General features: G+C 71.7%; 25 protein-coding genes. 8 read left to right on the plus strand and 17 right to left on the minus strand.

Going from position 1 to position 22,776, the window contains the following annotated elements:
* Position 1 precedes the first annotated feature (1 nt).
* Both lnt and E4T13_RS14315 read left to right on the plus strand, forming a co-directional pair.
* Positions 2-1,573, plus strand: coding sequence for an apolipoprotein N-acyltransferase (lnt, locus tag E4T13_RS14310; protein ID WP_137178992.1), 1,572 nt, complete (start codon positions 2-4; stop codon positions 1,571-1,573).
* A 209-nt stretch (positions 1,574-1,782) separates the two neighbouring features.
* The gene (locus E4T13_RS14315; RefSeq protein WP_137179964.1) at positions 1,783-2,226 is read left to right on the plus strand and encodes a helix-turn-helix domain-containing protein; all 444 of its coding nucleotides are present in this window, start codon (positions 1,783-1,785) and stop codon (positions 2,224-2,226) included.
* 15 nt (positions 2,227-2,241) lie between these two features.
* Here E4T13_RS14315 and E4T13_RS14320 read toward each other — a convergent pair whose 3' ends face one another.
* The gene (locus tag E4T13_RS14320; RefSeq protein ID WP_137178993.1) at positions 2,242-2,748 is read right to left on the minus strand and encodes a DUF2244 domain-containing protein; all 507 of its coding nucleotides are present in this window, start codon (positions 2,746-2,748) and stop codon (positions 2,242-2,244) included.
* A gap of 200 nt (positions 2,749-2,948) precedes the next feature.
* Between E4T13_RS14320 and nth the strand changes: the two genes are divergently transcribed.
* The 3 genes from nth to glf all read left to right on the plus strand — a co-directional run bounded on the left by nth (position 2,949) and on the right by glf (position 6,145).
* Positions 2,949-3,593, plus strand: coding sequence for an endonuclease III (gene nth / locus E4T13_RS14325; protein WP_137179965.1), 645 nt, complete (start codon positions 2,949-2,951; stop codon positions 3,591-3,593).
* A 181-nt stretch (positions 3,594-3,774) separates the two neighbouring features.
* Positions 3,775-4,983, plus strand: coding sequence for a glycosyltransferase family 1 protein (locus tag E4T13_RS14330; protein ID WP_137178994.1), 1,209 nt, complete (start codon positions 3,775-3,777; stop codon positions 4,981-4,983).
* A complete protein-coding gene (gene glf / locus E4T13_RS14335) occupies positions 4,976-6,145 on the plus strand; it encodes a UDP-galactopyranose mutase (RefSeq protein ID WP_137178995.1) in 1,170 nt (389 codons plus the stop codon). Before E4T13_RS14330 ends, glf begins: the two co-directional genes overlap by 8 nt.
* 5 nt (positions 6,146-6,150) lie before the next feature.
* Here glf and E4T13_RS14340 read toward each other — a convergent pair whose 3' ends face one another.
* The 6 genes from E4T13_RS14340 to E4T13_RS14365 form a co-directional block, all read right to left on the minus strand.
* A complete protein-coding gene (locus tag E4T13_RS14340; RefSeq protein ID WP_137178996.1) occupies positions 6,151-7,383 on the minus strand; it encodes a hypothetical protein in 1,233 nt (410 codons plus the stop codon).
* Between the two features lie 34 nt (positions 7,384-7,417).
* On the minus strand, positions 7,418-8,365 hold the full coding sequence (locus E4T13_RS14345; protein ID WP_137178997.1) for a hemolysin family protein: 948 nt from the start codon (positions 8,363-8,365) through the stop codon (positions 7,418-7,420).
* Positions 8,362-8,790, minus strand: coding sequence for an rRNA maturation RNase YbeY (gene ybeY / locus E4T13_RS14350; protein ID WP_240791141.1), 429 nt, complete (start codon positions 8,788-8,790; stop codon positions 8,362-8,364). The genes E4T13_RS14345 and ybeY overlap by 4 nt, the downstream gene beginning before the upstream one ends.
* Before the next feature lie 85 nt (positions 8,791-8,875).
* A complete protein-coding gene (locus E4T13_RS14355; RefSeq protein ID WP_206030183.1) occupies positions 8,876-9,967 on the minus strand; it encodes a PhoH family protein in 1,092 nt (363 codons plus the stop codon).
* Positions 9,964-11,367 carry a tRNA (N6-isopentenyl adenosine(37)-C2)-methylthiotransferase MiaB gene (miaB, locus tag E4T13_RS14360; RefSeq protein WP_137178999.1) on the minus strand — a complete coding sequence of 468 codons (1,404 nt, stop codon included), beginning with the start codon at positions 11,365-11,367 and terminating at the stop codon, positions 9,964-9,966. The genes E4T13_RS14355 and miaB overlap by 4 nt, the downstream gene beginning before the upstream one ends.
* Positions 11,368-11,520: 153 nt before the next feature.
* Positions 11,521-12,462, minus strand: coding sequence for a 1-acyl-sn-glycerol-3-phosphate acyltransferase (locus E4T13_RS14365; protein ID WP_137179000.1), 942 nt, complete (start codon positions 12,460-12,462; stop codon positions 11,521-11,523).
* A 136-nt stretch (positions 12,463-12,598) separates the two neighbouring features.
* Between E4T13_RS14365 and E4T13_RS14370 the strand changes: the two genes are divergently transcribed.
* Positions 12,599-13,576, plus strand: coding sequence for a tripartite tricarboxylate transporter substrate binding protein (locus E4T13_RS14370; protein WP_137179001.1), 978 nt, complete (start codon positions 12,599-12,601; stop codon positions 13,574-13,576).
* 122 nt (positions 13,577-13,698) lie between these two features.
* Here the strand turns inward: E4T13_RS14370 and E4T13_RS14375 are convergent, their stop codons facing one another.
* The 6 genes from E4T13_RS14375 to E4T13_RS14400 all read right to left on the minus strand — a co-directional run bounded on the left by E4T13_RS14375 (position 13,699) and on the right by E4T13_RS14400 (position 18,425).
* Positions 13,699-14,019, minus strand: a complete 321-nt coding sequence (locus E4T13_RS14375; protein ID WP_137179002.1) for a hypothetical protein — start codon at positions 14,017-14,019, stop codon at positions 13,699-13,701.
* Positions 14,020-14,032: 13 nt separating this feature from the next.
* A complete protein-coding gene (locus E4T13_RS14380) occupies positions 14,033-15,097 on the minus strand; it encodes an NAD/NADP-dependent octopine/nopaline dehydrogenase family protein (protein WP_137179003.1) in 1,065 nt (354 codons plus the stop codon).
* A 90-nt stretch (positions 15,098-15,187) separates the two neighbouring features.
* Positions 15,188-15,583: a helix-turn-helix domain-containing protein gene (locus E4T13_RS14385; RefSeq protein ID WP_137179004.1), complete on the minus strand. Its 396-nt coding sequence runs from the start codon at positions 15,581-15,583 to the stop codon at positions 15,188-15,190.
* A gap of 136 nt (positions 15,584-15,719) precedes the next feature.
* A complete protein-coding gene (locus E4T13_RS14390) occupies positions 15,720-16,265 on the minus strand; it encodes a Smr/MutS family protein (protein ID WP_137179005.1) in 546 nt (181 codons plus the stop codon).
* Positions 16,266-16,283: 18 nt separating this feature from the next.
* Entirely contained in the window at positions 16,284-16,991 is a 708-nt protein-coding gene (locus tag E4T13_RS14395) for a lactate utilization protein (RefSeq protein ID WP_137179006.1), read from the minus strand.
* A gap of 3 nt (positions 16,992-16,994) precedes the next feature.
* On the minus strand, positions 16,995-18,425 hold the full coding sequence (locus tag E4T13_RS14400; RefSeq protein ID WP_137179007.1) for a LutB/LldF family L-lactate oxidation iron-sulfur protein: 1,431 nt from the start codon (positions 18,423-18,425) through the stop codon (positions 16,995-16,997).
* Positions 18,426-18,714: 289 nt separating this feature from the next.
* Between E4T13_RS14400 and E4T13_RS29910 the strand changes: the two genes are divergently transcribed.
* Entirely contained in the window at positions 18,715-18,870 is a 156-nt protein-coding gene (locus tag E4T13_RS29910) for a hypothetical protein (RefSeq protein WP_170985002.1), read from the plus strand.
* A gap of 9 nt (positions 18,871-18,879) precedes the next feature.
* Positions 18,880-19,509: an AAA family ATPase gene (locus tag E4T13_RS14405; protein ID WP_137179008.1), complete on the plus strand. Its 630-nt coding sequence runs from the start codon at positions 18,880-18,882 to the stop codon at positions 19,507-19,509.
* 27 nt (positions 19,510-19,536) lie between these two features.
* On the opposite strand, the gene E4T13_RS14410 is transcribed toward E4T13_RS14405, so the two are convergent.
* From E4T13_RS14410 to E4T13_RS14425, 4 genes are all read right to left on the minus strand, one after another.
* Positions 19,537-20,322: a (Fe-S)-binding protein gene (locus E4T13_RS14410; protein WP_137179009.1), complete on the minus strand. Its 786-nt coding sequence runs from the start codon at positions 20,320-20,322 to the stop codon at positions 19,537-19,539.
* A gap of 41 nt (positions 20,323-20,363) precedes the next feature.
* Entirely contained in the window at positions 20,364-21,086 is a 723-nt protein-coding gene (gene dnaQ, locus E4T13_RS14415; RefSeq protein ID WP_137179010.1) for a DNA polymerase III subunit epsilon, read from the minus strand.
* 124 nt (positions 21,087-21,210) lie between these two features.
* Entirely contained in the window at positions 21,211-21,798 is a 588-nt protein-coding gene (coaE, locus tag E4T13_RS14420; RefSeq protein WP_137179011.1) for a dephospho-CoA kinase, read from the minus strand.
* Entirely contained in the window at positions 21,795-22,700 is a 906-nt protein-coding gene (locus tag E4T13_RS14425; protein WP_137179012.1) for a shikimate dehydrogenase, read from the minus strand. Before E4T13_RS14425 ends, coaE begins: the two co-directional genes overlap by 4 nt.
* Positions 22,701-22,776: the final 76 nt, after the last annotated feature.

A 22,776-nucleotide genomic window follows, 5' to 3' on the forward strand; every position in this document is an offset into this window, starting at 1 on the left:
GATGAGCCGTCTGCAGCGCCTCCCTGCCGCCGGGCGCACGCGGCTGACGCGGCACCTGGCGGGGCCGGGGTTCTGGCGGGCGCTGGCGATGGCCTTCGCGCTCGGCGCGGCCTCGGCGCTGGCGCTGCCGCCGGTGCATCTGGTGCCGGTGCTGCTGCTCACCCTGCCCGGCCTGTTCGTGATGGCGACCGAGGCACCAGGCTGGCGGAGGGCGGCCTGGATCGGGCTGGTGTGGGGCTGGGGCTTCCATGTCGCCGGGCTGCACTGGCTGACCAACGCCATCCTGACCGAGGCCGACCGCTATTGGTGGCTCGTGCCGATCGCCGTGCCGGCACTGGCCTTGCCGCTCGGCGCCTTCACCATCCTGCCCGCGCTCGGCGCCCGGCTGGCGCGGCCAGGCTGGCCGCGGCTGCTGGCCTTCGCCGCCGCCTGGACGGCGGCGGAGATGCTGCGCGGCGTGCTGTTCACGGGCTTTCCCTGGAACCTGCTCGGCACGGTCTGGACCTTCGCCGCGCTGCCGATCCAGGCGGCGGCCTGGATCGGGGTGCATGGGCTGAGCCTGGCCACCGCCCTGCTCTGCCTGCTGCCGCTGCTGGGCCGGCGCGGCTGGCTCGCGGGCGCCGCCATGCTGGCGGGGTTCGGCGCCATCGGCCTGATCCGCCTCTGGCCCGCCGAGCCCGAGCCGCATCCGGTCACCGTGGTGCTGGTGCAGGGCAATGTCGCGCAGGACCTGAAATGGCAGGCGGAGACGCGCTGGCCGATCTTCCGCCGCTACATCGAGCTGACGCGGGAGGGCGTCGAGCTGGCACAGCGGGAAGCACCGGAGACAAGGGTGCTGGCGATCTGGCCGGAGACGGCAAGCCCCTTCCTGCTCGCCACCGACCGGGAGGCCGCGCGTCTCGCGGCCCAGCCGCTGCCGCCGGAAGCGCTGCTGCTCGCCGGCACGGTGCGCGCGGAATTCGGCCCGGAGGGCAGGCCGACGCGCCTGTGGAACAGCCTGGTCGTGCTCGACCAGGCCGGGCAGGTGCTGGATGCGGTGGACAAGACGCATCTGGTGCCGTTCGGCGAATACATGCCGCTGCGCGGCCTGCTGCCGGTGCGCATCGTGCATGGCGCGATGGATTTCAGCTCCGGCGGCGGGCTGCGGGCGGTGGCGCTGCCGGGCCTGCCGAGCTTCACGGGGCTAGTCTGCTACGAGGTGATCTTCCCCGGCGCCGTCACGCCCGCGCAGCGGCCCGGCTTCCTGGTGAACATCACCAACGACGCCTGGTTCGGCGTCTCGGCGGGTCCCTGGCAGCACCTCGCGGCGGCCCGTCTGCGCGCGGTCGAGGAAGCGCTGCCCCTGCTCCGGGCGGCGCAGACGGGGGTGTCAGCCGTCCTTGACGCCCGCGGGCGGACGGTTGCAAGCATGGGCCTTGCCCAAACCGGCGTGGTCGTCGCCCCCTTGCCGCGCGCCCTGGCCGCCACACCCTTTGCGCAGTGGGGATTGATCATTCCAATGGCACTGGTGGGTGTTTTCTGTATTCTGGCGGGGTTTGGCGCGATGAACGAGAGCCGCCTCACGCGGCGATGACTCGTCTGGCGGACCGTGTGCAGCCGCTGGTTGCGATCACAAATTGAGATTTCTCAAAACAGTTGACAAAACATGGAAGATGGCCTACTCGTCATCCCCGGGCGGACGGCGTTCTCGCGACACGGTCCGGTTGGCGCAGTGCCCAGGCCAGGATGGTCAACCCACGGCCAGATGGGATGATGGGGGCGATGAGTTTCGGAGACGTGGCCATGGCGGGTGACGACGTCGTGGAGCGGTCGGAGCGGGAGCACCGGCCGAGTCCCATTGACGTGCATGTTGGCAGCAGGGTGCGGCTGCGGCGGACCCTGCTCGGGATGAGCCAGGAGAAGCTGGGCGAGGCGCTCGGGCTGACCTTCCAACAGGTACAGAAGTATGAGCGCGGGGTGAACCGGATCGGCGCAAGCCGCCTGTTCGACCTGTCCCGTGTGCTGGACGTGCCGATCGGCTTCTTCTTCGACGACATGCCGCCCGAGATGGGCGGCGAGAAGAACCGCCGCTTCACGGGCTTCCAGGAGAGCCAGGACGGGTTCGAGGACGACACGCTGCACCGGCGCGAGACGCTGGAGCTGGTGCGGGCCTATTACCGCATCACCGATCCTTCGGTGCGCAAGCGCGTCTTCGACCTGATCAAGAGCCTGGCGCCGACCGAATAGCCCCGGCGCCCCGCTTCACTCCCTGAGCTGGGGATTGTCGAAGCGGGGCGTGCGGTAGCTGCGCAGCGCCGCATCCAGCGCATCCGCCAGCTCCTGCTTCGCCTCCGGCGCGAGGAAGCGGCCGATCTCCACGCTTCTTCCACGGGCGGAGGCGCGCAGCACCGGCACGGCGCCGGCGCGCTCCTCCATGTCAAGCCGCGCCCAATAGGGCTCAAGCCGCGTCTCCTCCGCGGCGCCGCGGCGATCCCGCCGGCGCACCAGCAGCCCGTCCTCGGTCAGCAGGATGGTCTCCACTGCTGCCTGGCTCCAATGCCGGTGCAGCGCCACCAGGCCGAACACCAGCAGGAACTCGCCACCCAGGAAGCCCAGCACGGGCCAGGCGCCCAGCACGGCGAACAGCACGGCAGGCACCATCGCCGCCGCGGCCGCCAGGCCGAGGAACCAGCGCATGCCGCGCGCCGAGAGTCCGCCCGGGGGGCGGCTGACCGCCTCGAACAACACCACCTTTCCCGACCCTGCCATCGTCGCCCATCCTACAGCCTGATCCGCTTTCGTGGATCACGCTGCAGCCTTCGAATAAGCGGCTGATTCAACGCCAGGGCGATTCCGCGCCCGCTGATCAGACGCCAGGACGCCAGATCCCCGACGCCATGCCCCGCCCGAAATCCTCCGCCGCCACGCCGCTGCATGGCAGTGCCACCGCCCCGCGCCGCGCCCGCGCCATGAACGCGACCCAGGCCGGCGCCTTCCTGCGCGCGCTTGCCACCGCGAACCCGGCGCCGGAGACGGAGTTGCACTACCGCGACCCCTTCACCCTGCTGGTCGCCGTCGTGCTCTCCGCGCAGGCCACTGATGCTTCCGTCAACAAGGCGACCGCCACCCTGTTCGAGGCCGCGCCGTCGCCGGAGGCCATGGCCGCGCTCGGCGAGGCGGGGATCGGCCCGCATATCCGCCGCATCGGCCTGTGGCAGGGCAAGGCGCGCAACGTCGCGGCACTCGCCCGCATGCTGATCGAGCGGCATGGCGGTCAGGTGCCGAACGATCGCGCGGCGCTGGAGGCGCTGCCGGGCGTCGGCCGCAAGACCGCCAATGTGGTGCTCAACGTCGCCTTCGGGCAGGACACCATGGCGGTGGACACGCACATCTTCCGGCTCGGCAACCGCACCGGCCTGGCGCCGGGCAGGACGCCGCGCGACGTGGAGGATGCGCTGGTGCGCAAATGCCCGCCGGAGCTGCTGCGGGACGCGCATCACTGGCTGATCCTGCACGGGCGGTACGTGTGCAAGGCGCGCATGCCGGAATGCTGGCGTTGCCCCGCCATCGCCTTCTGCAACTACCGCGACAAGGTCCTCGTGCCGCCGGGTTGAGCCGGCGCGGGTCTGCTGTCCCGCCAGCGTATACGTCGGCCCGGAACCGCGCCGCGACACCGCGCGTTTCCGCGATATCCAGGACGTCCAGGCGTTCCCGGGCAGCGGCGGTGACCTCGCCGCGCGGCAGGCTTTGCCGTGCCCCGGATGCCGGCCCACCTGATCTTTTGGGAGTAGGGGAATGAACGGGGCTCCGCCTTGTCCACACCGCGGCGACGACCCGCGGAGCGTTCTGCTCGTCCTGTCGCATCTGCGGTGGGACTTCGTGTTCCAGCGCCCGCAGCAGCTGATGACGCGCGCCGCCGCCACGCATGAGGTGCTGTTCTTCGAGGAGCCGGTCGAGGGCGACGTCGCGGAACCCCGCCTCGAGCGGATGCCGCGCCAGGCGGGCGTGACGGTGCTGCGGCCGGTGCTGCCGCGCGGCCTGGCGCCGGCGGACTCCGTCGCCGCGCAGCGCGCGCTGCTGGCGCAGGAACGCGCCGCGATCAAGGGCCGCCCGCTGGTCACCTGGTTCTATTCGCCGATGTTCATGCCGGTGGCGGGCGACCTTCCGGCCGACGCCGTCGTCTATGACTGCATGGACGAGCTGTCCGCCTTCCGCGGCGCGCCGCCGGAGATGCTGGAGATGGAGAGCCGCCTGCTGGCGCGCGCCGACCTCGTCTTCACCGGCGGGCGGAGCCTGTACGAGGCGAAGCGCGACCGGCACACATCGGTGCATTGCTTCCCCTCCTCGATCGACGCGGCGCATTTCGGCCGCGCGCGGGAGAGCGTGGCGGAGCCGGAGGCGCTGCGCGGCATCGCGCATCCGCGCATCGGCTTCTTCGGCGTGGTGGATGAGCGGATGGACCTCGGGCTCGTCGCCGCGATGGCGGCGCTGCGGCCCGACTGGTCGTTCTGCATGATCGGGCCGGTGGTGAAGATCGACCCGGCCTCGTTGCCGCAGGCGCCGAACCTGCATTGGCTCGGTCCCTGCGACTATGCCGACCTGCCGGAGCACCTGGCGCATTGGGACCTGGGCTTCATGCCCTTCGCGCTGAACGAGAGCACGCGCTTCATCAGCCCGACCAAGACGCCGGAATTCCTCGCCGCAGGCCTGCCGCTGGTCTCGACGCCCGTCACCGACGTGGTGCGCGACTACGGCGATTCCGGGCTGGTCGAGATCGCGGCGGATGCGCCGGAGATGGCGGGCAAGCTCGCGCTGCTGCTGGACCGCCCGAAGGAGACCTGGCTGAAGCGCGTGGACACGCGCCTTGCCGCCGGCTCCTGGGACCGGACCTGGGACCAGATGGCCGGCCTCCTGCATTCCGTTCAGGACAATCGCCCGCGCGAAGGCGGGCTGCTGCAGCGCGTGAAACGCGTGCTGCGCCCGGTGGAGGCCGCCCATGTTTGACTGGCTCATCGTCGGCGCGGGTTTCGCCGGCTCGGTCCTGGCGGAGCGCATCGCCACGCAGCGCGGCGAGCGCGTGCTGGTGGTGGACCGGCGCGACCACATCGGCGGCAATGCCTATGACCACCTCGATGCGGCGGGCGTGCTGATCCATCGCTACGGCCCGCACATCTTCCACACCAACAGCGAGCAGATCTTTTCGCACCTTTCGCAGTTCACCGCCTGGCGACCCTACGAGCACCGCGTGCTGGCGCAGGTGCGCAGCCCGACGACTGGCGAGGATGTTCAGGTGCCGATCCCCATCAACCTCGACACCATCAACCGCCTCTACGGCCTGTCGCTGACGGAGGAGGAGGTCGAGGGCTGGCTGGAAGCGCGCGCCGAGCCGATGCAGCAGGTCCGCACCAGCGAGGATGTCGTGGTCGGCAAGGTCGGGCGCGAGCTCTACGAGCTGTTCTTCCGCGGCTACACGCGCAAGCAGTGGGCGCTTGACCCGAGCGAGCTGGACAAGTCCGTGACGGCGCGCGTGCCGACGCGCACCAACCGCGACGACCGCTACTTCACCGACCGCTTCCAGGCGATGCCGGCGGAAGGCTACACGGCGATGTTCCGGCGCATGCTGGACCATCCGCTGATCACGGTGCGGACCGGCATGGACTGGTCGGAGGCGCGCAAGCGCTTCTCCTTCCGCCGCCTGGTCTGGACGGGTCCGGTGGACGAGTATTTCGGCTTCCGCTTCGGCAAGCTGCCCTATCGCAGCCTGCGCTTCCGGCACGAGACGCTGGACCGGGAATGGGCTCTGCCGACCGGCACGGTGAACCACCCGGGGGAAGCGACGCCCTTCACCCGCGTCTCCGAATACAAGTGGATGACGGGCCAGGTGCATCCGAAGACCAGCGTCACCTACGAGTTCCCGAGCGCCGATGGCGACCCGTACTACCCGATCCCGCGCCCGGAGAACGCCGCGCTCTACAAGCGCTACGAGGCGCTGGCCGATGCCGAGCGCGACACCTGGTTCGTCGGGCGGCTGGCGACTTATCGCTACTACAACATGGACCAGGTGGTGGGTCAGGCGCTGGCGACCTTCGAGCGGATCGAGAAGACGGTGCCGCGCGAAGCCGCCAACGAGAACCGCGCGGCGGCCCGCGTCGCGGCGGGGGACTGACGCGCCTACGGCGCGACGGTCACTTCCGATCCATCCGCGGCGAGGGCGGTCACCACCACCTCGCCGCGGCCGGTCGCCGCGAGCTCCGCGACCAGCCTTTGCGCAAGGCGCAACCCTGCCGCGGCATGCGCCTCCCGCTCCGCGGGCGACCAGGGCGGCAGGCGGTCTTCCGAGTCCCACTCCACCGCGTTCTGCAATTCGGAATCCCAGTCGAGCAGCGCCTGCGCAAGGCTCCAGGAGAGGCCGAAGCGGTTCGGGTCGATCGGCCGCGGCATCTCCGGATCCTCGTCCAGGGACCATAAGGGCCATTCGCCTAGGACCGAGGCAACGCGCACGCGCCGCGCCATGCGCTCCGGCGCCCGCCGTCGCGGCAGCGGCGCGAAGTCCACGGCCTCCGCCCCCAGCCTTGTCCGCAGCGAGTCGAGGATCGGGCGGCCCGCCGCTTCCAGCCGCGCCGCATCCGCGGGTGCGCGCAGCGCGCAGCGCCAGGGATCGTCGGGATCGGCCAGTTCCGCGAACAGGGCGAGCCAGGCTTCCGTGGCACGGAACTCCTCGCGGCTGAGCAGCGCGTCGCTTTCCCACTCCGGCAGCGGCGCGAGCGTTGTCGCGTCGAACAGCGCGCCGTCGCGCCAGCTTGGCATCAGCAGCAGCCCCGTCTTCCGCGGCGCGCCCTCGAAGCTGGTCGCGCCATGGCCGGGCAGCGGCCGCGCCGCGCGCCATTGCCGCAGCGCGAAGCCGCCGAGCGCCAGCCCAAAGCCGGCAGCCAGCCCCAGCGACGGCCAGCCCGCCTCCGCCACCGGCAGCAGCAGCCCGCGCCACCACGCGGCCAGCACCACCGCGGTGACGCCGAGATGCAGCCAGAAGGCGCGGCGCGTGGCGGCGCGGCCCTGTTCGTCCGGCGCGTCCCAGGGATCGAGGAAGCGCGGCGCGAGCACGCCGAGATAGAGCGCCTGCAAGGCGGCGCCGAGCAGGAACAGCGGCGCGGCCGGCGCCAGCAGCAGCGCCAGCGCGATCCCGCCGCCGCCCACCAGCACCAGATTCGCCGACAGCCAGGCGGTGCGGCGCATCGCCGCGCGGGTCTCGCGTGGATCGGGGGCGCCGATCGCCGCGATCATGCGGTCCATCAGCGCCCACATCGCGGCCTTGCGCAGCCCGGCGACGCTGCCCACCGCATAGAAGGCGCCGAACAGGCGCAGCACGATCTCGGCCGCGAGCAGGCTGCTGCCGGGCTGCGTCATCGCCTGGCTGGTCCGCGCGCGGCCGGCCGCGCTTCTATTCCGCCGCCTGCCGCGGCGCTTCGCCCAGCACGCCCGGGCGCCGCACGCGCAGCCGCCGGATGCGCCGCGCATCCGCTTCCAGCACGCGGAACTCCAGGCCGGTTTCGTGGCTGATCAGCTCGCCGCGCGCCGGCACGCGGCCGGCCAGGGTGAAGACCAGGCCCCCGACGGTGTCGATGTCCGCGGCGCGTTCCTCATCGGTCAGCACGGGGCCCAGCCGCTTCTCGAACTCCTCGATGGTGGTGCGGGCGTCGAGCTCCATCGTGCCGTCGGGACGCTCGACGATGGTGACCGTCGCCACCTCGTCATGCTCGTCGCTGATGTCGCCGACGATGGTCTCGACCAGATCCTCGATGGTGACGAGGCCGTCGATGCCGCCGTACTCGTCCACCACCAGCGCCATGTGGATGCGCTGCGCGCGCATCTGCAGCAGCAGGTCCAGCACCGGGATCTGCGGCACCACCAGCAGCGGCCGGCGCAGGATGTTCTTCAGCGAGAAGGTGGAGGGATCGCGCCCCACGGCCGCGAACACGTCCTTGATGTGGACCATGCCCACGATCTCGTCGAGGTTGCCGCGATAGACCGGGAAGCGGCTGTGGCCTTCCTTCTGGATCACGCGGATGGCCTGTTCCAGCGTCAGATCCTCCGGCATCGCGACGATGTCGGCGCGCGGCAGCATCACGTCGTAGGCCGCCTTGTCGCGCAGCCGCAGCACGTTGCCGAGCAGGATGCGCTCATGCGGGTCGAGGCCGGTCTCCTCGTCGTCCTCCCGCTTCTCGTGGTCGTGGCGCTGCGGCGCCTCCAGCAGTTCCTCGAAGCGGTCGCGGACGCTTTCCGCCTCGCGCTTCCGCAGCAGACCCTGCAGGCGCCAGAAGAAGCTGTTGCGCCGGTCGCGTTCGGAGGCGCCGTTGGCGCCGCTGCCATGGCCGTTGCCGCCGCTCATGGCGCGATGCGCCCGCGCCGTGGCGCGGTGCCCTCCTTCCAGGGATTGGGCCGGCCGAGGCGGCGCATCACGCGCGCCTCGGCGCGTTCCATCCGCCGGGCCTCGCCGGCCGCGAGGTGGTCATGCCCGACCAGATGCAGGGCGCCATGCGCGACGAGATGGGCGAGGTGGTCGGCAGCGCGCCGCCCGGCCTGCTTTGCCTCGCGCCGCACCACGCCCAGCGCCAGCGCGACATCCCCGAGATACCCCGGGGCGCCGGCCGGAAAGGACAGCACGTTGGTGGGCTTCGCCTTGGCGCGATGGCGGCCGTTCAGCCTTTTCACGATCGCGTTATCCGCGAGCATGACCGTCACCGCGCCATGCGCGCCTGCTTCGCGCAGGGCGGCAGCCGCGGCACGGCGCGCCAGGAGTTCGGGCCGCTTCACGGCCCCCCGCCATCCCGGCGCCGCCAGGAGGACGGTGATCTCCCCGTCCCCCGCTCGGATCCCGGCCGAATCGCGGCCAGGCCGTCTACTTCCCGGTTCCATCCTTCTCCAGACCTGCGCGCCCGCGCGCCCCTTCCCGGGATCGGGAAGCTGCGGCGTCGGCGCGCCCATAAGCCGCGACAATGCGGGCCACCAGGGGATGCCTTACCACATCCCGCTCCGCAAATCTCGCCACGGCGATGCCGTCCACGCCATCGAGGATGCGCAGCGCCTCGTGCAGGCCGGAAGCCTGGCCGGGCGGCAGATCCACCTGGGTGGGGTCGCCGGTCACCACCATGCGGCTGCCCTCGCCCATGCGGGTGAGGAACATCTTCATCTGCGCCGGGGTGGTGTTCTGCGCCTCGTCCAGGATGGCGTAGCAATGCGCCAGCGTCCGGCCGCGCATGAAGGCGAGCGGCGCGACCTCGATCTCGCCGGCTTCCATCCGCCGCTTCACCTGTTCGGCCGGCATCATGTCGTGCAGCGCGTCGTAGAGCGGGCGGAGGTAGGGATCGACCTTCTCCTTCAGGTCGCCCGGCAGGTAGCCGAGCTTCTCGCCGGCCTCGACCGCGGGGCGCGACAGCACGATGCGGTCCACGCGGCCGGCCTGCAGCAGCGCCACGCCCTGCGCCACCGCCAGGTAGGTCTTGCCGGTGCCGGCGGGGCCGACGCCGAACACCATCTCGCCGCGGGCGAGCATTTCCATGTAGGCGGCCTGGGCGGGGCTGCGCGGCGCGATGGCGCCCTTGCGCGTGCGGATCGCCGGGATGTCCTGCAGCGGCAGGCGCGGGTCGGCCTCCGCCACGCCCTCGGCCATGCGCATGGCGGCCTCGACCTCGGCGGTGCCCACGTGTTCGCCCTTCTGCAATCGTCGCCAGAGATCGGCCAGCGCCGCTTCCGCCACCTCGGTCCGTTCCGGCGCCCCGGTGATGGTCAGCCGGTTGCCGCGGCTGGCCAATCGGACCCCCAGCCGCATCTCGATGCGGGCCAGGTTGCGGTCATGCTCCCCATAGAGCAGCGGCAGCAGCTGGTTGTCGTCGAATTCGAGCGTGACGGACCGGCTGGCGGGGAGGTCGGCGGCGGCGGCGCGCGGGGCGCGGGCCTCGCCAGGGCGGAACGCGAGGGCGGTGGTGCTCAAGCGGCGGCTTTCTCCTGGTTCGGGGGATCTCCGGAACGCGCCCCGCCGACAATCCGGGCGGCGAGGGAATTGGGGTGGGTCGCGATGATCTCGCAGGGAAGGATGCGGCCCGCCAATTCGGGGCCGCCTTCGGCATGCACCGGCTGCAGCCAGGGGGACCGCCCGGCCATCTGGCCAGGATGGCGCCCCGGCCCGGTGAAGAGCACGTCCATGTGCATGCCCAGCCGGGACCGGTTGAACGCCACCTGCTGTTCCCTGAGCAGCGCCTGGATCTCCTGCAGCCGCCGGTCCTTCTCGGCTTCCGGCACCTGAAGTGGGGCGCCGGAGGCCGGGGTTCCAGGCCGCGCCGAATACTTGAAGGAGAAGGCCTGGGCGAAGCCGACCTGCTCGATCAGGCGCAGCGTCGCCCGGTGGTCCTCGTCCGTCTCGCCGGGATGGCCGGCGATGAAATCGGAGGAGAGCGCCAGGTCGGCCCGCGCCGCGCGCAGCTTCTCCGCGATGCGCAGGAAATCGGCCGCGGCGTGGCCGCGGTTCATCAGCTTCAGCACGCGGTCGGAGCCGGACTGCACCGGCAGGTGCAGGAAGGGCATCAGCGCCGGGATTTCCGCATGCGCGGCGATCAGGTCGTCATGCATGTCGCGCGGGTGCGACGTGGTGTAGCGCAGCCGGTCGAGGCCCTCGATCCCGGCCATTTCGCGCAACAGCCGCCCAAGGCTCCAGCTGCGGCCGTCCGGCCCTTCCCCGTGGTAGGCGTTCACGTTCTGCCCGAGCAGCGCGATCTCCCGCGCGCCCTGCGCCACCAGGCGCTTCGCCTCCGCGACCACGGCGGCGGCCGGCCGCGAGTATTCGGCCCCGCGTGTGTAGGGGACCACGCAAAACGAACAGAACTTGTCGCAGCCTTCCTGGATGGTGAGGAAGGCGATGGGGCCCTGCGGCGCCGAGACCTCCGGCAGGTGGTCGAATTTCTCCTCGGTCGGGAAGTCGGTGTCGATCACGGCGCCGGCGGCGCGGCTGGCGCGGGCGACCATCTCCGGCAGGCGGTGGTAGCTCTGCGGGCCGAGCACGATGTCCACGAAGGGCGCGCGGGCGGTGATCTCGGCGCCTTCGGCCTGCGCGACGCAGCCGGCGACGGCCAGCACCATGCGCCCGCCCGTCGCCTCCTTCGCGGCGCGCAGGCGGCCGAGCTCGGAGAACAGCTTCTCCGACGCCTTCTCGCGGATGTGGCAGGTGTTGAGGATCACCATGTCGGCGCCCTCCGGCGTGTCGGACGGGGCGTAGCCGAGCGGGGCCAGCACATCCGCCATGCGGGCGCTGTCATAGACGTTCATCTGGCAGCCCCAGGTCTTCACGAAGAGACGCTTCTCGGGGCGCTTCTGGGGGGAGCGGTCCGGGCTCGTCATCGGAAGGAAAACTCCGCCTTCCCGCCGAGGGTCCGGCAGGGGAAAGGCGGGGACATGCGCAGCGGCGGCGCCCCGGTCAAGCGCTGGACATCGGCCGCGCCGGCCTGGTTCGGTTGACCACGAAACGAGCCTGCTTGGCCGCGCCGCGTCGGGTCAAGCGCGAAGCTTCGGATTCGTCGCCGCGGATGGCGAAAGCGGCGCGACCGGCCGGTTCTGCCGCAGCGTCGCGCAGCTTTCCGCCACCACCTCGGCGCAGGCGGCGGTCAGCGCCTTGCGGTCCGGCCACTCCTTCGGGTCGAGCGGGTCGTGCAGCACGATCGTCGCCCGGCTCTTCGCCCGCCGCGCGAGGCGCCAGAAATGCGAGCCGAGATCCATGTCGCCATACCAGGCGAAAAGCGGCCGGTCGCGCCGGCAGGCCGGCAACCCGCCGAGCCGGTCATACACCACCGAGACCGGCTGCACCGTGCGCGCGCTGTCCGCCACCGAGAGGAAGGCGCTGCGGAAGGGCAGCACGCGCCCGCCATCGCTGGTGGTGCCTTCGGGGAACAGGATGATGTTGTCGCCGGCGGAGAGCCTGTCGCGGATCAGCCCGGCCTCGCCCTTGGTGCCGGTGCGGGTGCGGCTGACGAAGACGGTGCGGCCGAGCCGCGCGATGGTGCGCACCACCGGCCACTCGCCGACCTCCCGCTTCGCGACGAAGCTGGCATCGAGCGCGGCGCCGAGCGCCACGATGTCGAGCCAGGAGGAATGGTTCGAGACGAACAGCACGCCGCCGCCGCGCGCCTGCTCGCCCACCACCTGCACCTTCAGCCCCATCAGCCAGGCCAGGGTGCGGAAGTAGAAACGGCCGAAGCCGATATGGAGGTGGCCGGGCAGGGCCAGCAGCACCGCCTGGATCGGCACCGCGACCAGCGTCCAGAGCAGGATGGTGGCCATCCGCCGGACCGCGCGCACGCGCCCGCCGAGCGGGCGGAAGCCCAGCACGTTGCCCCAGACCGAGTCCGGGTCGGATTCCGAGAAGCGGATGATGCGGCGGCCGCGCAGGCGCGGCGGCTTCAGCGCTTCCGGCGTCGTCAGGCGGGCGGCGGCCTCCATGGGGGCGCATTAACCCCTGCTTCGGCTTCGGTGCAATGAAGGGCGCGCGACGGAACGATGAATCCGCCGGCGGGCGTCACGATTGCCCGGCGGCGCCGGGCGCGGCAGGCTTGCCTGCACCAAGGAGACCCCGCCGATGATGCCGAACGCCACCCGCCGCGCCCTGCTCGGCACCGCACTCGCCCTGCCGTCCCTGGCGGCGCGGGCCCAGCCGGGCTGGTCGCCCGACCGGCCGGTGCGGCTGATCGTGCCCTTCGCGCCGGGCGGCAGCCAGGACGTGCTCGGCCGCCTCTTTGCCCAGACCATCTCGCAATCGGTCGGCCAGAACGTGGTGGTGGAGAACCGCGCCGGCGCCGGCGGCATCCTCGGCGCGCAGGAAGTGGCGCGCGCGGCGCCGGATGGCCTGACCCTGCTGCTCGCCACCGCGGGCCAGACCACCATCGCCAAGGCGGTCGGCCGGCGGCTGACCTATGACCCGATCGCCGATTTCGCGCCGGTCATCCACCTCAGCGACAGCCCGGTGGCGCTGGTGGTCGCGCCCGACCTGGCGCCGCGCGACATCCCCTCCCTGCTCACCTATCTGCGGGATGCGCCGCAGCCGGTCCCCTATGCCTCCACCGGCATCGGCACGAACACCCACCTGATCATGGAGGATCTGAAGGCGCGCGAGCGGCTGAAGGTGGAGCATGTGCCCTATCGCGGCGCCGCGGCCGCCTTCAACGACCTGGCGGCGGGGCGCATCGCGCTGATGTTCGTGTCGGTGCCCTCGGTGCTGGCGGCGTCGGGCGGCCAGTTCCGGGTGATCGGCGTCACCTCCGCCACGCGCTTCCCGGCGATCCCGGAGGTGCCGACGCTGATCGAGGGCGGCGTCGCCGGCTTCGAGGCCTCGATCTGGACGGGGGTGACGGCGCCGGCCGCCACGCCCGCACCGGCCATCGCGCGCTGGAGCGCGGAATTCGCCAAGGCGCTGCAGAGCGACCAGATCAAGCCGCGGCTGCAGGGCCTCGGCGTGATCGCGAACGGCGCCGGCCCGGCGCAATTCGGCGCCTTCCTGCGTGACGACCTCGACCGCTGGACGCGGGTGGCGGCGCCGCTCGGGATCTCCCTCAACTAGAGCAGCGCCCGTTCGAGTGGAACCGCTCCGCGGTTCCGCCGAACGGGCATAAGCTGCTCTAGAATCGAGTTTCCTAGAGCACGACCTTCCGATCGACTGATTCCAGTCGATCGGAACGTGCTCTAGCGTTGCGGCAGGCGCACGGGCTCGGAGGGCATCGGCGCCGTCGTCATGTCCGTGTTCAGGCGCTGACCGGCGTTCAGCGACGGCATGGCGTTGGAGCCGGAAGGCAGGGGCGTGAGGTTGCCCCGGCGCGCCGCGGCGAAATCCGATGCGGCCTGCGACGGCATCGGGGCCGGCTCCGTCGCGGCGCCGGATGCGCCGGGTGCCGGCGGCGGCAGGGCGCTGTTGCGCGGCGGCCGGCTCGGCGTGCTGTCGCAGGCCGCGGCCAGCGCCAGCGGTGCCAGGGCGCCGAGCAAGGCACGGCGGGATCGTGTGGTCACGGCGGATCTCCTGTCATGACCGCCGGGCGCCGTCGCGCAGCAGGCGCGGCAGGGCGGCAAGATCGAGCGCGGCGAGCATCGGGTTGTCCCGCAGGTCGCGATCCCACAGCGCTTCCAGCATGCGGATCATCGCCGCCGTCACCGGCATCGCCACGCCCCGCGGCGCGGCGATGGCCAGGTAGTAGGCCAGGCCGAAGGGCACGTCCTCGGTCACGTAGCGCGTGTCCGTCGTCGCGGGGCCGCGCACGCCGGGGCGGGCGGCGGCGATTGCGGCGGTCATCACCGGCAGCGGTCCCATCGCCACGGGATTGGCGCGGGCGAAGAAGACATCGAGGCCATCCAGGCTGTGACCGTACGCGGCGGCCAGCGCGTCGCGTTCCTCCGCCATGCGCTGCATCAGGTTGCAGGCGAAGGGCGTCATCATCGCGTATTGCGGCCAGTCCTCGCCACGTTCCATGCGCGTGACATTGGTCAGCGCCAGCACGCTGTGCGCGATGGGGTTCACGTTGATCAGGCTGGCATGCAGCGCATCCGGCGAGAGCGGGAAATCCGCGCCGAACAGCGCATGGGCGAGCGCCGCCATCTCCTCCGCGGCGGCGGCAGGGACGGCGGCCATGTCCACGGCCTTGCGCAGCATGGCCACCCGCACGCGATCCGGCCCGAGGCGCCTGGCGCCGCCGGTGGTGGTGGCCATCGCGCCGATCGGCGCCCGCCGCGCCGGCGCGCCCTGCCGCGCACGCAGCGCATCCAGCACCAGCGGCGCGAGGGAGGCGGCGGGCGAGATCAGCAGCGGCAGGTCGGCGGGCAGCGCCGCGGCGATGCGCGGCAGCACATCGGCGAAGGCATAGGCGGGCACGGCGAGCAGCGCGGCATCGGCGCCGCGAAAGGCATCTTCCAGCGTGGCTGCGACGGCGACAGGGAAGCGGCCTTCCAGCACGCCCTCCGCGTGTAGCGCGCCGTCGATGCCCGCGGTGCCGGCGCCGGAGGGCGACCACAGCACCGCCTGGTGCCCGCGGGAGACGGCCAGCACCGCCGCCGCCGGCCCGATCGCGCCCGCCCCGAGAACCGCCAGACGCACGCGAGGATCCTCCTGGATGGTCGCGCAGGGTCGCCCGGCGGGGCGCGAAGCACAAGGACGCTCCGGCGATCCGCTTTCGCGGATCAGGCGCTATCGCCCCGCGGCGCGGCGCAGCCTTGGTTTCTCCGCGGGAACCTCGCTGTCGAGCAGCGCATGCATGGCGGCGACGGTCTGCGGGCTGAGGCGACGGATGGATTCCGCCAGGCGGTTCGCCAGCGCGGTCGCCTCCGGCGAGAGGCCGGCGGTCTCGACGCTGACCTTCGGGTGCGACAGGCGCGCGAGATCCGCCAGATCCTCCGCCTCGTCCCAGATCAGGCCGAAGAACTCGTTCACCTGGTGCACCAGGCCGGGCGAGGGGCGGCCGCGATGGCCGTGCTCCAGCGCGGAGAGATAGGCGGAGGACACCTGCAGGTGCTGCGCAAGTTGCTTCAGCGTGACGCCACGGCTGCGGCGCAATTGCCGAAGGCGGGCGCCGAAGGGGGTCATTTATCCGCGCCCTCAGACGGCGGGCGGCCGCATCCGCGGCCTTGCCTTGCGCGCCGCAGACGTGGCGCACCCGGCGGTGCGGCTGGTCGCCGCGCGGGCTGCCATTGGCGGCCTCGGCGCGCGGTAAGCGCCGTGTTCATCGCGCCCGATGCCGCCGTCGCAGCAGCAGGTTCACCGCGCCGGTGTTGGTGGGGTGCGGATGCGCGGCGCCGAGCACCAGCGGCCGCAGGTCCGGCGCATTCAGCCAGTGCGGCAACTCGCGCTTCAGGATGCCCCCATCGGGCTGCGGCCCCTTGCCGGTGATGATGGTCACGGTGCGCACGCCATCCAGGGACGCATCATGCAGGAAAGCGCGCAGCGCCGCATGCGCGTCGTTCACCCGGCGGCCGTGCAGGTCCAGCGTGCGCTCGCTCGGCGCGTCGCCGCGGCGCAGCGTGCGCCAGCGCTTGCGGTCGAGCCCGCCGGGCTGCTCGCCCACGCGGATCTCCGGCACCGCGGGCCGCGTGGCCCTGGCGGGCGCGGGCATGGCCGGCGGGGCGGTGGCGTTCTGCGGCGGCGGCACGGCCGGCTGCTCGGGCGCCTCCGGCCGGGCATGGCCGAACAGCGGCACGATATCCGCCGTGAAGGCGTGCCAGAGGGCGAGGTCAGCGCGGGTCAGCGCCTTGCGGCGGGGTGGGCGCATGGCAAGGCGGCGCGTGCCTCAGCCGCCCGGCCGGGCGGCGGGCTCGTCCTCGACCAGCAGCACATGCAGGCGGCGCGGGCCATGCGCGCCGAGCTCCAGCGTCTGCTCGATATCGGCGGAGCGGCTGGGGCCGGTGACGAGCATCAGGTTGCGCGGCATCCAGCCGCCGGTGAGCGGGTCCTTCCGCTCCGCGCGCAGCCGGTCCCAGGCTTCCTCATAGGCGCCGACGATGGCGCTGGCGCGCAGCAGCACGATCTCGGTGTCCGGCAGCAGGTTCAGCGTCGCCGGGCGCTCGGGGTCGGAGGGGAAGAACAGCGTGCCGGTCTCCGCCACGCCGGCCCAGGCATGCTGCAGCGAGACCTGGTCGCCATCCTGCGCGCGGCGCACGGCGCGTTCCAGCATCGGGCGCGCGGACCAGTCGATGCCTTCCAGTTCCGGATGCGGCGCCATGACCAGGCGCGCGGGCAGGTTCTGCGCCGCAAGATAATCGGTGACCGCGGCGGGCACGGCGGCGAGGTCGGGAATGCGCTCGACCGTGCCGAACTCCTTCTCGACGTTCTGCACGAAGAGGGCGATCTGCCCGGCGCGCGGGAGGCGCGAGCGCGCGGGGATCAGGTGGCGCGGATGGCTGGCGAGGCGGCCGTTCAGCATCGCGGCCTGGTCGGCCGGCAAAGGGCCGCGCTTCAGGCCGCGCCGGATCGCGCCGAGGATGGCGTCCTTGGTCATCCTTCAGCGCCTCGTCCGTGCAGCCTTGGCGTAGCGCGCCATGAAAGTGCCGCCGGGTTCCGGCGCGGGCAGGTCGCGGCCCTTGGTCCACCCGCCGGCGAAGGGCATCGCCTTGAATGCGCCCTTGCCGCGCGCCAGCAGCGACAGCGCGCCGACCGCGATGCGCGTCGCCGCGCGGTACAGTGCCGGGCGTTTCGCGAACCAGGCCCAGAGGGCGAGGTTGCTGCGCGCCGCCGCGGGCGTCAGGTGGCGTTCGAACTCGCGTTCGCGCCAGTGGCGCATCAGGTTCGGCAGCGGGATCTTCACGGGGCAGACGCTCTCGCAACGGCCGCAGAAGGTGGAGGCGTTGGGCAGATGCCCGGCCTTGTCGACGCCGACCAGCGTCGGCGTCAGCACGCTGCCCATCGGGCCGGGATAGACCCAGCCATAGGCATGCCCGCCGGTCGCGCCATAGACCGGGCAATGGTTCATGCAGGCGGCGCAGCGGATGCAGCGCAGCATCTCCTGGAATTCGGTGCCCATCATGTTCGAGCGGCCATTGTCGATCAGCACGACGTGGTATTCCTCCGGCCCGTCGAGATCGCCCGCGCGCCGCACCCCCGTGGAGAAGGTGGTGTAGACGGAAAAATCCTGTCCGGTGGCGCTGCGCGCGAGAAGCCGCAGCAGGCTCGTCGCGTCCTCCAGCGTCGGCACCACCTTCTCGATGCTGGCGAGCGCGATATGCACGCGCGGCAGCGTCTGCGTCAGGTCGCCATTGCCTTCGTTGGTGACGATCACCGAAGACCCCGTCTCGGCGATGAGGAAATTGGCGCCGGTGATGCCGACATCGGCGGCCAGAAACTTCTGGCGCAGCTTGGTGCGGGCTTCGGCCAGGATGTCGCGGCGTTCGTTGAACACGCGGTCCGCCGGCAGGTCGGTGTGCATGCGGCGGAAATCCGCCTCCCAATCCTCCCGGTTCAGGTGGAAGGCGGGGGCGATGATGTGGCTCGGATGCTCCTGGCGAAGCTGGATGATGTATTCGCCGAGGTCGGTCTCCACCGGCGTGATGCCGTTGGTTTCCAGATGGTCGTTGAGGGCAATCTCCTCGGAGATCATGGACTTGCCCTTGGTGACCGTCTTCGCCCCGGCCTTGCGGCAGATCTCCAGCACCGCCGCGCGCGCATCCTCGGCGGTGAAGCACCAGTGCACCGTGCCGCCCGCGCGCTCGACATTCGCCGCGAAGGTTTCCAGGTAGAAATCGAGATTGGCGAGCGTGTGGTTCTTGATGTCGCGGCCGATGTCGCGCAGCCGCTCGAATTCCGGCAGGCGTTCCACGGCATCGGCGCGGCGCTGCAGGAAGGCGCCCTTCGCCTTGCCGAGCGCCTTCTGCAGCCCGGCATCCTCCAGCGCGCGCGCGGCGTTCTGCTTGAAGGCGGGGGAGGTGACCTGGACCACGACATTCTCCTCGGGGAGCTGGCAATCTAGCGCAGCGACGCGCGCCGGCCAGGGCCGGGCCGACCGCGACGCGCAATCCGGATCGCCAGGACGTGTGCTTTATGCCACACTCCGCCAGCACCATATGCCAGCGATCCGGGGGTCGTTCACACCCCGTAAAGGCAACTTGTCCTAGGGACAGGCCGAGGCGTAGAAGGACCACATGCCCGTTGTTGCCCGCTACCATACCGGAGCAGCGCTGACGCTGCTCCCCGACCCCGCTCAGTCACCCTCGGCGGAAGCGGAAGCCATGGCCGCTGCGTTCGGCGATGCGGTGGGGCGTGAAAACCAGGCGACGTTGCAGGCCGGCCGCCCTTACGCGGTGGCGGATCGCGGCCGTGTGGTGTGGGTGCATCCCGACGGCTCGCGCCGCTTGACGGCGGACCCTTCCTCGCCGCGCGCCTGATCCGGCGACGTGACGGTCGAGGGCTGGCTCTGGCTCCTGGCCGGACCCAATGGTTCCGGCAAGACAACGCTGGCCCGGAGCGGGACGCTGAAGCGCTGGGTGCCTGCCATCCCGGACCATGCGCAGAGCCCCGACGATGTCGCGCGGGTCCTGCCGGCGGTTGCGCCAGGGCATCCCCCGCGGGACTATGTGCGCGCCGCGCAGGAGGCTTCGGATACCCTGGTGCAGGCGGCTGTCGCAGCCAGGCGCAGCTTGATGGTCGAGACGGTCGGCAGTTCCGACAAGTTCTTCCATGTCATCGACCTCGCGCAGCGCAGCGGCATGCGATTTGGCCTGGTCTATGTGACGGTGGAGCTGGAGGCGCTGAACCTCGCCCGCGTTGCGCAACGCGTGGCGGCCGGCGGACATGACGTGCCGGAGCGTTCGATCCTCGACAGACGCGAACGCTCGATCCGCAATTTCGCGGAATTCGCGCGCCTTGCGGATGCCGGGTTGGTGCTGGACAACAGCCTCGCCGATCCGGTGACGCACCGCGCCAGGCCACGCATCGTCGCGGAGAAGCGGCCGGACGAGCGTTGGCGCATTACCGATGCGGTGACGGCACCGTATCTCACGCACCGGTTGGCCAGCCTCGGCTGACATCCGCCGAGGGCGGGGGCACTGCCCTCAGGCCTTCGTCTCGCCGATCGGCGCGACCGCCTGCGTCATGTCGGCCAGCACCTCGGCGACATGGCGCACCTGCACCGGCGCGCCTTCGCGCTTCAGGCGGCCCGCCATGTTGAGCAGGCAGCCGAGATCGCCGGCCAGCAGCGTGTCCGCGCCCGTTCCCTGCACGTTGCGCACCTTGTCGGAGACCATGCGCACCGAGATGTCCGGATACTTCACGCAGAAGGTGCCGCCGAAGCCGCAACAGATGTCGCGGTCCGGCAGTTCCTTCAGCGCCAGCCCCTCCACCGTGCCGAGCAGCTTGCGGGGCTGTTCGCGGATGCCGAGTTCGCGCAGGCCCGAACAGGAATCATGGTACGTCACCACGCCGTCGTAGCGCGCCTTCACCGCCTGCACGCCCATCACGTCGGTCAGGAAGGAGACCAGCTCGAAGGTCTTGGCGCCCAGCGCCTCCGCCTTGCCGCGGTAGAGCGGGTCGTCCTCGGCAAACAGGGCGGGATAGTGGTGCCCGATCATGCCCGCGCAGGAGCCGGAGGGGGCGACGACGTAGTCGAAGGGCAGGAAGGCGTCGATGACGCTGCGCGCCAGGTCCTTCGCCGTCATGCGGTCGCCGGAATTGTAGGCGGGCTGGCCGCAGCAGGTCTGCGCCGCCGGCACCTCCACCTGGCAGCCGGCTTCCTCCAGCAGGCGCAGCGCGGCGAAGCCGACGGTGGGGCGGTAGAGGTCCACCAGGCAGGTGACGAACAGCGCGACGCGGGGCGTGCCGGCGGGGCGGGTCTGGGACATCGTCCCTAAGTAAGGGTTTTGCGGGTGTTCGGGGAGGGTCGTCAGCCGGCCTCGGCCGCCGGGGCGGCGAAGGGCGGCTGCAGCCAGAGCGCGTCCTTCAGCTTCTTCTCCACGAAGGCGGCGTGGACAGCGAGTTCCGCCTCGCTCGGCAGGATCGGGCGCGGGATGCGGGCGGCGGGGGCGGCGTCCTCCAGCACCAAAGCGGGGCCGGCCACGCGGATCGGCGCGGCGGCCAGGTCCAGCCCCGGCTGCTTGCCGCCCATGAGCTGGAGGAAAACCTCGGCCAGCAGCTTCACGTCCAGCAGAGCGTTGTGGCTGGTCCGCATGGAGTTATCCACGCCGAGCCGGCGGCACAGCGCATCCAGGCTGTTGGGCATGCCGGGATAGCGCCGCTTGGCGATGTCCAGGCTGTCCACCATGCGGGCGCGGTCCAGCTTCGGATGGCCGCAGCGGAGGAACTCGGCGTCGAGGAAGCCGAAGTCGAAGGGCGCGTTGTGGGCGATGATCTCGGAATCGCGCAGGAAGGCGATCAGCTCATGCGCGATGCCGGCGAAGATCGGCTTGCCGCGCAGCATCTCCGCGGTGAAGCCGTGGATGCGCGTGGCGTCCTCGGGGATGTCGCGCTCGGGGTCGATCAGGACGTGGAAGGTCTGCCCGGTCGGCATGAAGTTGTAGAGCTCGATCGCCGCGACCTCGATGACGCGGTCGCCGGAGGCGGGGTCGAGGCCGGTGGTTTCGGTGTCGAGCACGATCTGGCGCACTATGTGCGCTCCCTCAGACGCCGGGCGGCCGGCATCCGCCGGCCTTGGCTTCGCGGCACTTGCCGCGGCGCCCGTTCGGGCGCTCGGCCCGCTGCGCGGGCCGCCAGCTTCCGTTCTGTCCTGGTGGTCATGGGCGAAGCTCCCGCACGATCCTGCGGATATGTTGCTGGGCGGCGTGGCGGGAAAGGCCGGTTCGGACGACGTGGTCCGCCTTCTTCCGCTTCAGCGCGTCCGGCATCTGGCGGGCGAGGATGGCCTGCAGCCGGTCCTCGGTCATGCCGCGCCGGGTCAGGACGCGGGCGCGCTGCACGGCCGGCGGCGCTGAGACGACGATCACCTGGTCCACATGGCGCCTTCCCCCGGTTTCCAGCAGCAGCGGGATGTCCAGCACGGCAATCGGCTCGCCGCGGCGTCGTGCCGCGGCGAGAAAGGAAAACTCGGCGCGGCGGACGAGGGGGTGGACGATCCGTTCCAGCCGCGTCAGCGCCGCCGGGTCGCCCAGCACGCGGCGGCGCAGCGCTTCCCGGTCCAGGCGCCCGTCCTTCGTGGTGCCGGGGAAGGCGGCCTCGATCGGGCGCACCGCGGCGCCGCCTTTCCCTTGAAGCCGATGCACGGCGGCATCCGCGTCGAAGACCGGGATGCGCAGGCGGCGGAAGGTGTTGGCGGCGGTGGACTTGCCCATGCCGATGCTGCCGGTGAGACCCAGGACTTTCATTCCGCGTTGCGCACCGGTTTCACGCTCCGCTCCTCGGCCGCTGGCGCGGCCTGCGGGGCTCCGCGATCCGGTGCGAGATCGTCGAACACGTAGTCCCGCAGTTCCGCATCCACCTGCGGCACCACGCCGAACCACGCCTCGAAGCCGGGCCGCGCCTGGTGCAGCAGCATGCCGAGGCCATCCACGGCGCGCAGCCCGCGCGCCCGCGCCTGGGCGAGCAGGGGCGTCTCCAGCGGCACATAGACCATGTCCGCCACCACCGCCCCCGGCGGCAGGGGCGCGAGGTCGAGCTCCAGCGGCGGCTCACCCGTCATGCCAAGCGAGGTGCCGTTGGCCAGCAGCGCGGCATCGCGCAGCGGCGGCGTGGCGGCGACCTCGACCGGGCCGGACAGGTCGCGCGCGATGGCCTCGGCGCGGGCGGGGGTGCGGTTCACCAGGGTCAGGCGCGGGCAGCCGGCATCCAGCAGCGCCGCCGCCACCGCCCGCACCGCACCGCCGGCGCCGAGGATCACGGCGGGGCCATCGGCGGCGCGCCAGCCCGGCGCCTGCTCCTTCACGCTTTCCAGGAAGCCGAAGCCGTCCGTGCTGGTGCCGTGGATGCGGCCCTCCCGGAAGACCAGCGTGTTCACCGAACCGGCGCGGCGCGCGACCTCCGACACCTCGTCGCACAGCGCATAGGCGGCTTCCTTGTGCGGGATCGTCACATTGGCGCCGGCGAAGCCCAGCGCGACAATCCCGCGCACCGCACGCTCGAAATCCTCAGGCCGGACCGGCAGCGGCACATAGGCGCCGTCCACGCCGTAGCGGGCGAGCCAGAAGCCGTGCAGCCGCGGCGAGCGGGAATGGGAGACCGGCCAGCCCAGGATGCCGGCCAGGCGGGATTTGCCCGTCAGGGTGCGCATGACGCCGAAGTGACCAAGCCGTCGCGACCGGGTCAATGCCGCCCAGCCCCCTTTCCAGTCCGCGGCCGCGGTGCCA

Source organism: Roseomonas sp. AR75 (assembly GCF_005222815.1).
Classification (GTDB): domain Bacteria; phylum Pseudomonadota; class Alphaproteobacteria; order Acetobacterales; family Acetobacteraceae; genus Falsiroseomonas.

Bases quoted from the DNA above. Each gene is read 5' to 3' on its own strand.
- lnt (WP_137178992.1), top strand. From the start codon at position 2: ATGAGCCGTCTGCAGCGCCTCCCTGCCGCCGGGCGCACGCGGCTGACG.
- E4T13_RS14315 (WP_137179964.1), top strand. From the start codon at position 1,783: ATGGCGGGTGACGACGTCGTGGAGCGGTCGGAGCGGGAGCACCGGCCG.
- E4T13_RS14320 (WP_137178993.1), bottom strand. From the start codon at position 2,748: ATGGCAGGGTCGGGAAAGGTGGTGTTGTTCGAGGCGGTCAGCCGCCCC.
- nth (WP_137179965.1), top strand. From the start codon at position 2,949: ATGAACGCGACCCAGGCCGGCGCCTTCCTGCGCGCGCTTGCCACCGCG.
- E4T13_RS14330 (WP_137178994.1), top strand. From the start codon at position 3,775: ATGAACGGGGCTCCGCCTTGTCCACACCGCGGCGACGACCCGCGGAGC.
- glf (WP_137178995.1), top strand. From the start codon at position 4,976: ATGTTTGACTGGCTCATCGTCGGCGCGGGTTTCGCCGGCTCGGTCCTG.
- E4T13_RS14340 (WP_137178996.1), bottom strand. From the start codon at position 7,383: ATGACGCAGCCCGGCAGCAGCCTGCTCGCGGCCGAGATCGTGCTGCGC.
- E4T13_RS14345 (WP_137178997.1), bottom strand. From the start codon at position 8,365: ATGAGCGGCGGCAACGGCCATGGCAGCGGCGCCAACGGCGCCTCCGAA.
- miaB (WP_137178999.1), bottom strand. From the start codon at position 11,367: ATGACGAGCCCGGACCGCTCCCCCCAGAAGCGCCCCGAGAAGCGTCTC.
- E4T13_RS14365 (WP_137179000.1), bottom strand. From the start codon at position 12,462: ATGGAGGCCGCCGCCCGCCTGACGACGCCGGAAGCGCTGAAGCCGCCG.
- E4T13_RS14370 (WP_137179001.1), top strand. From the start codon at position 12,599: ATGATGCCGAACGCCACCCGCCGCGCCCTGCTCGGCACCGCACTCGCC.
- E4T13_RS14385 (WP_137179004.1), bottom strand. From the start codon at position 15,583: ATGACCCCCTTCGGCGCCCGCCTTCGGCAATTGCGCCGCAGCCGTGGC.
- E4T13_RS14390 (WP_137179005.1), bottom strand. From the start codon at position 16,265: ATGCGCCCACCCCGCCGCAAGGCGCTGACCCGCGCTGACCTCGCCCTC.
- E4T13_RS14395 (WP_137179006.1), bottom strand. From the start codon at position 16,991: ATGACCAAGGACGCCATCCTCGGCGCGATCCGGCGCGGCCTGAAGCGC.
- E4T13_RS29910 (WP_170985002.1), top strand. From the start codon at position 18,715: ATGGCCGCTGCGTTCGGCGATGCGGTGGGGCGTGAAAACCAGGCGACG.
- E4T13_RS14410 (WP_137179009.1), bottom strand. From the start codon at position 20,322: ATGTCCCAGACCCGCCCCGCCGGCACGCCCCGCGTCGCGCTGTTCGTC.
- coaE (WP_137179011.1), bottom strand. From the start codon at position 21,798: ATGAAAGTCCTGGGTCTCACCGGCAGCATCGGCATGGGCAAGTCCACC.
- E4T13_RS14425 (WP_137179012.1), bottom strand. From the start codon at position 22,700: ATGCGCACCCTGACGGGCAAATCCCGCCTGGCCGGCATCCTGGGCTGG.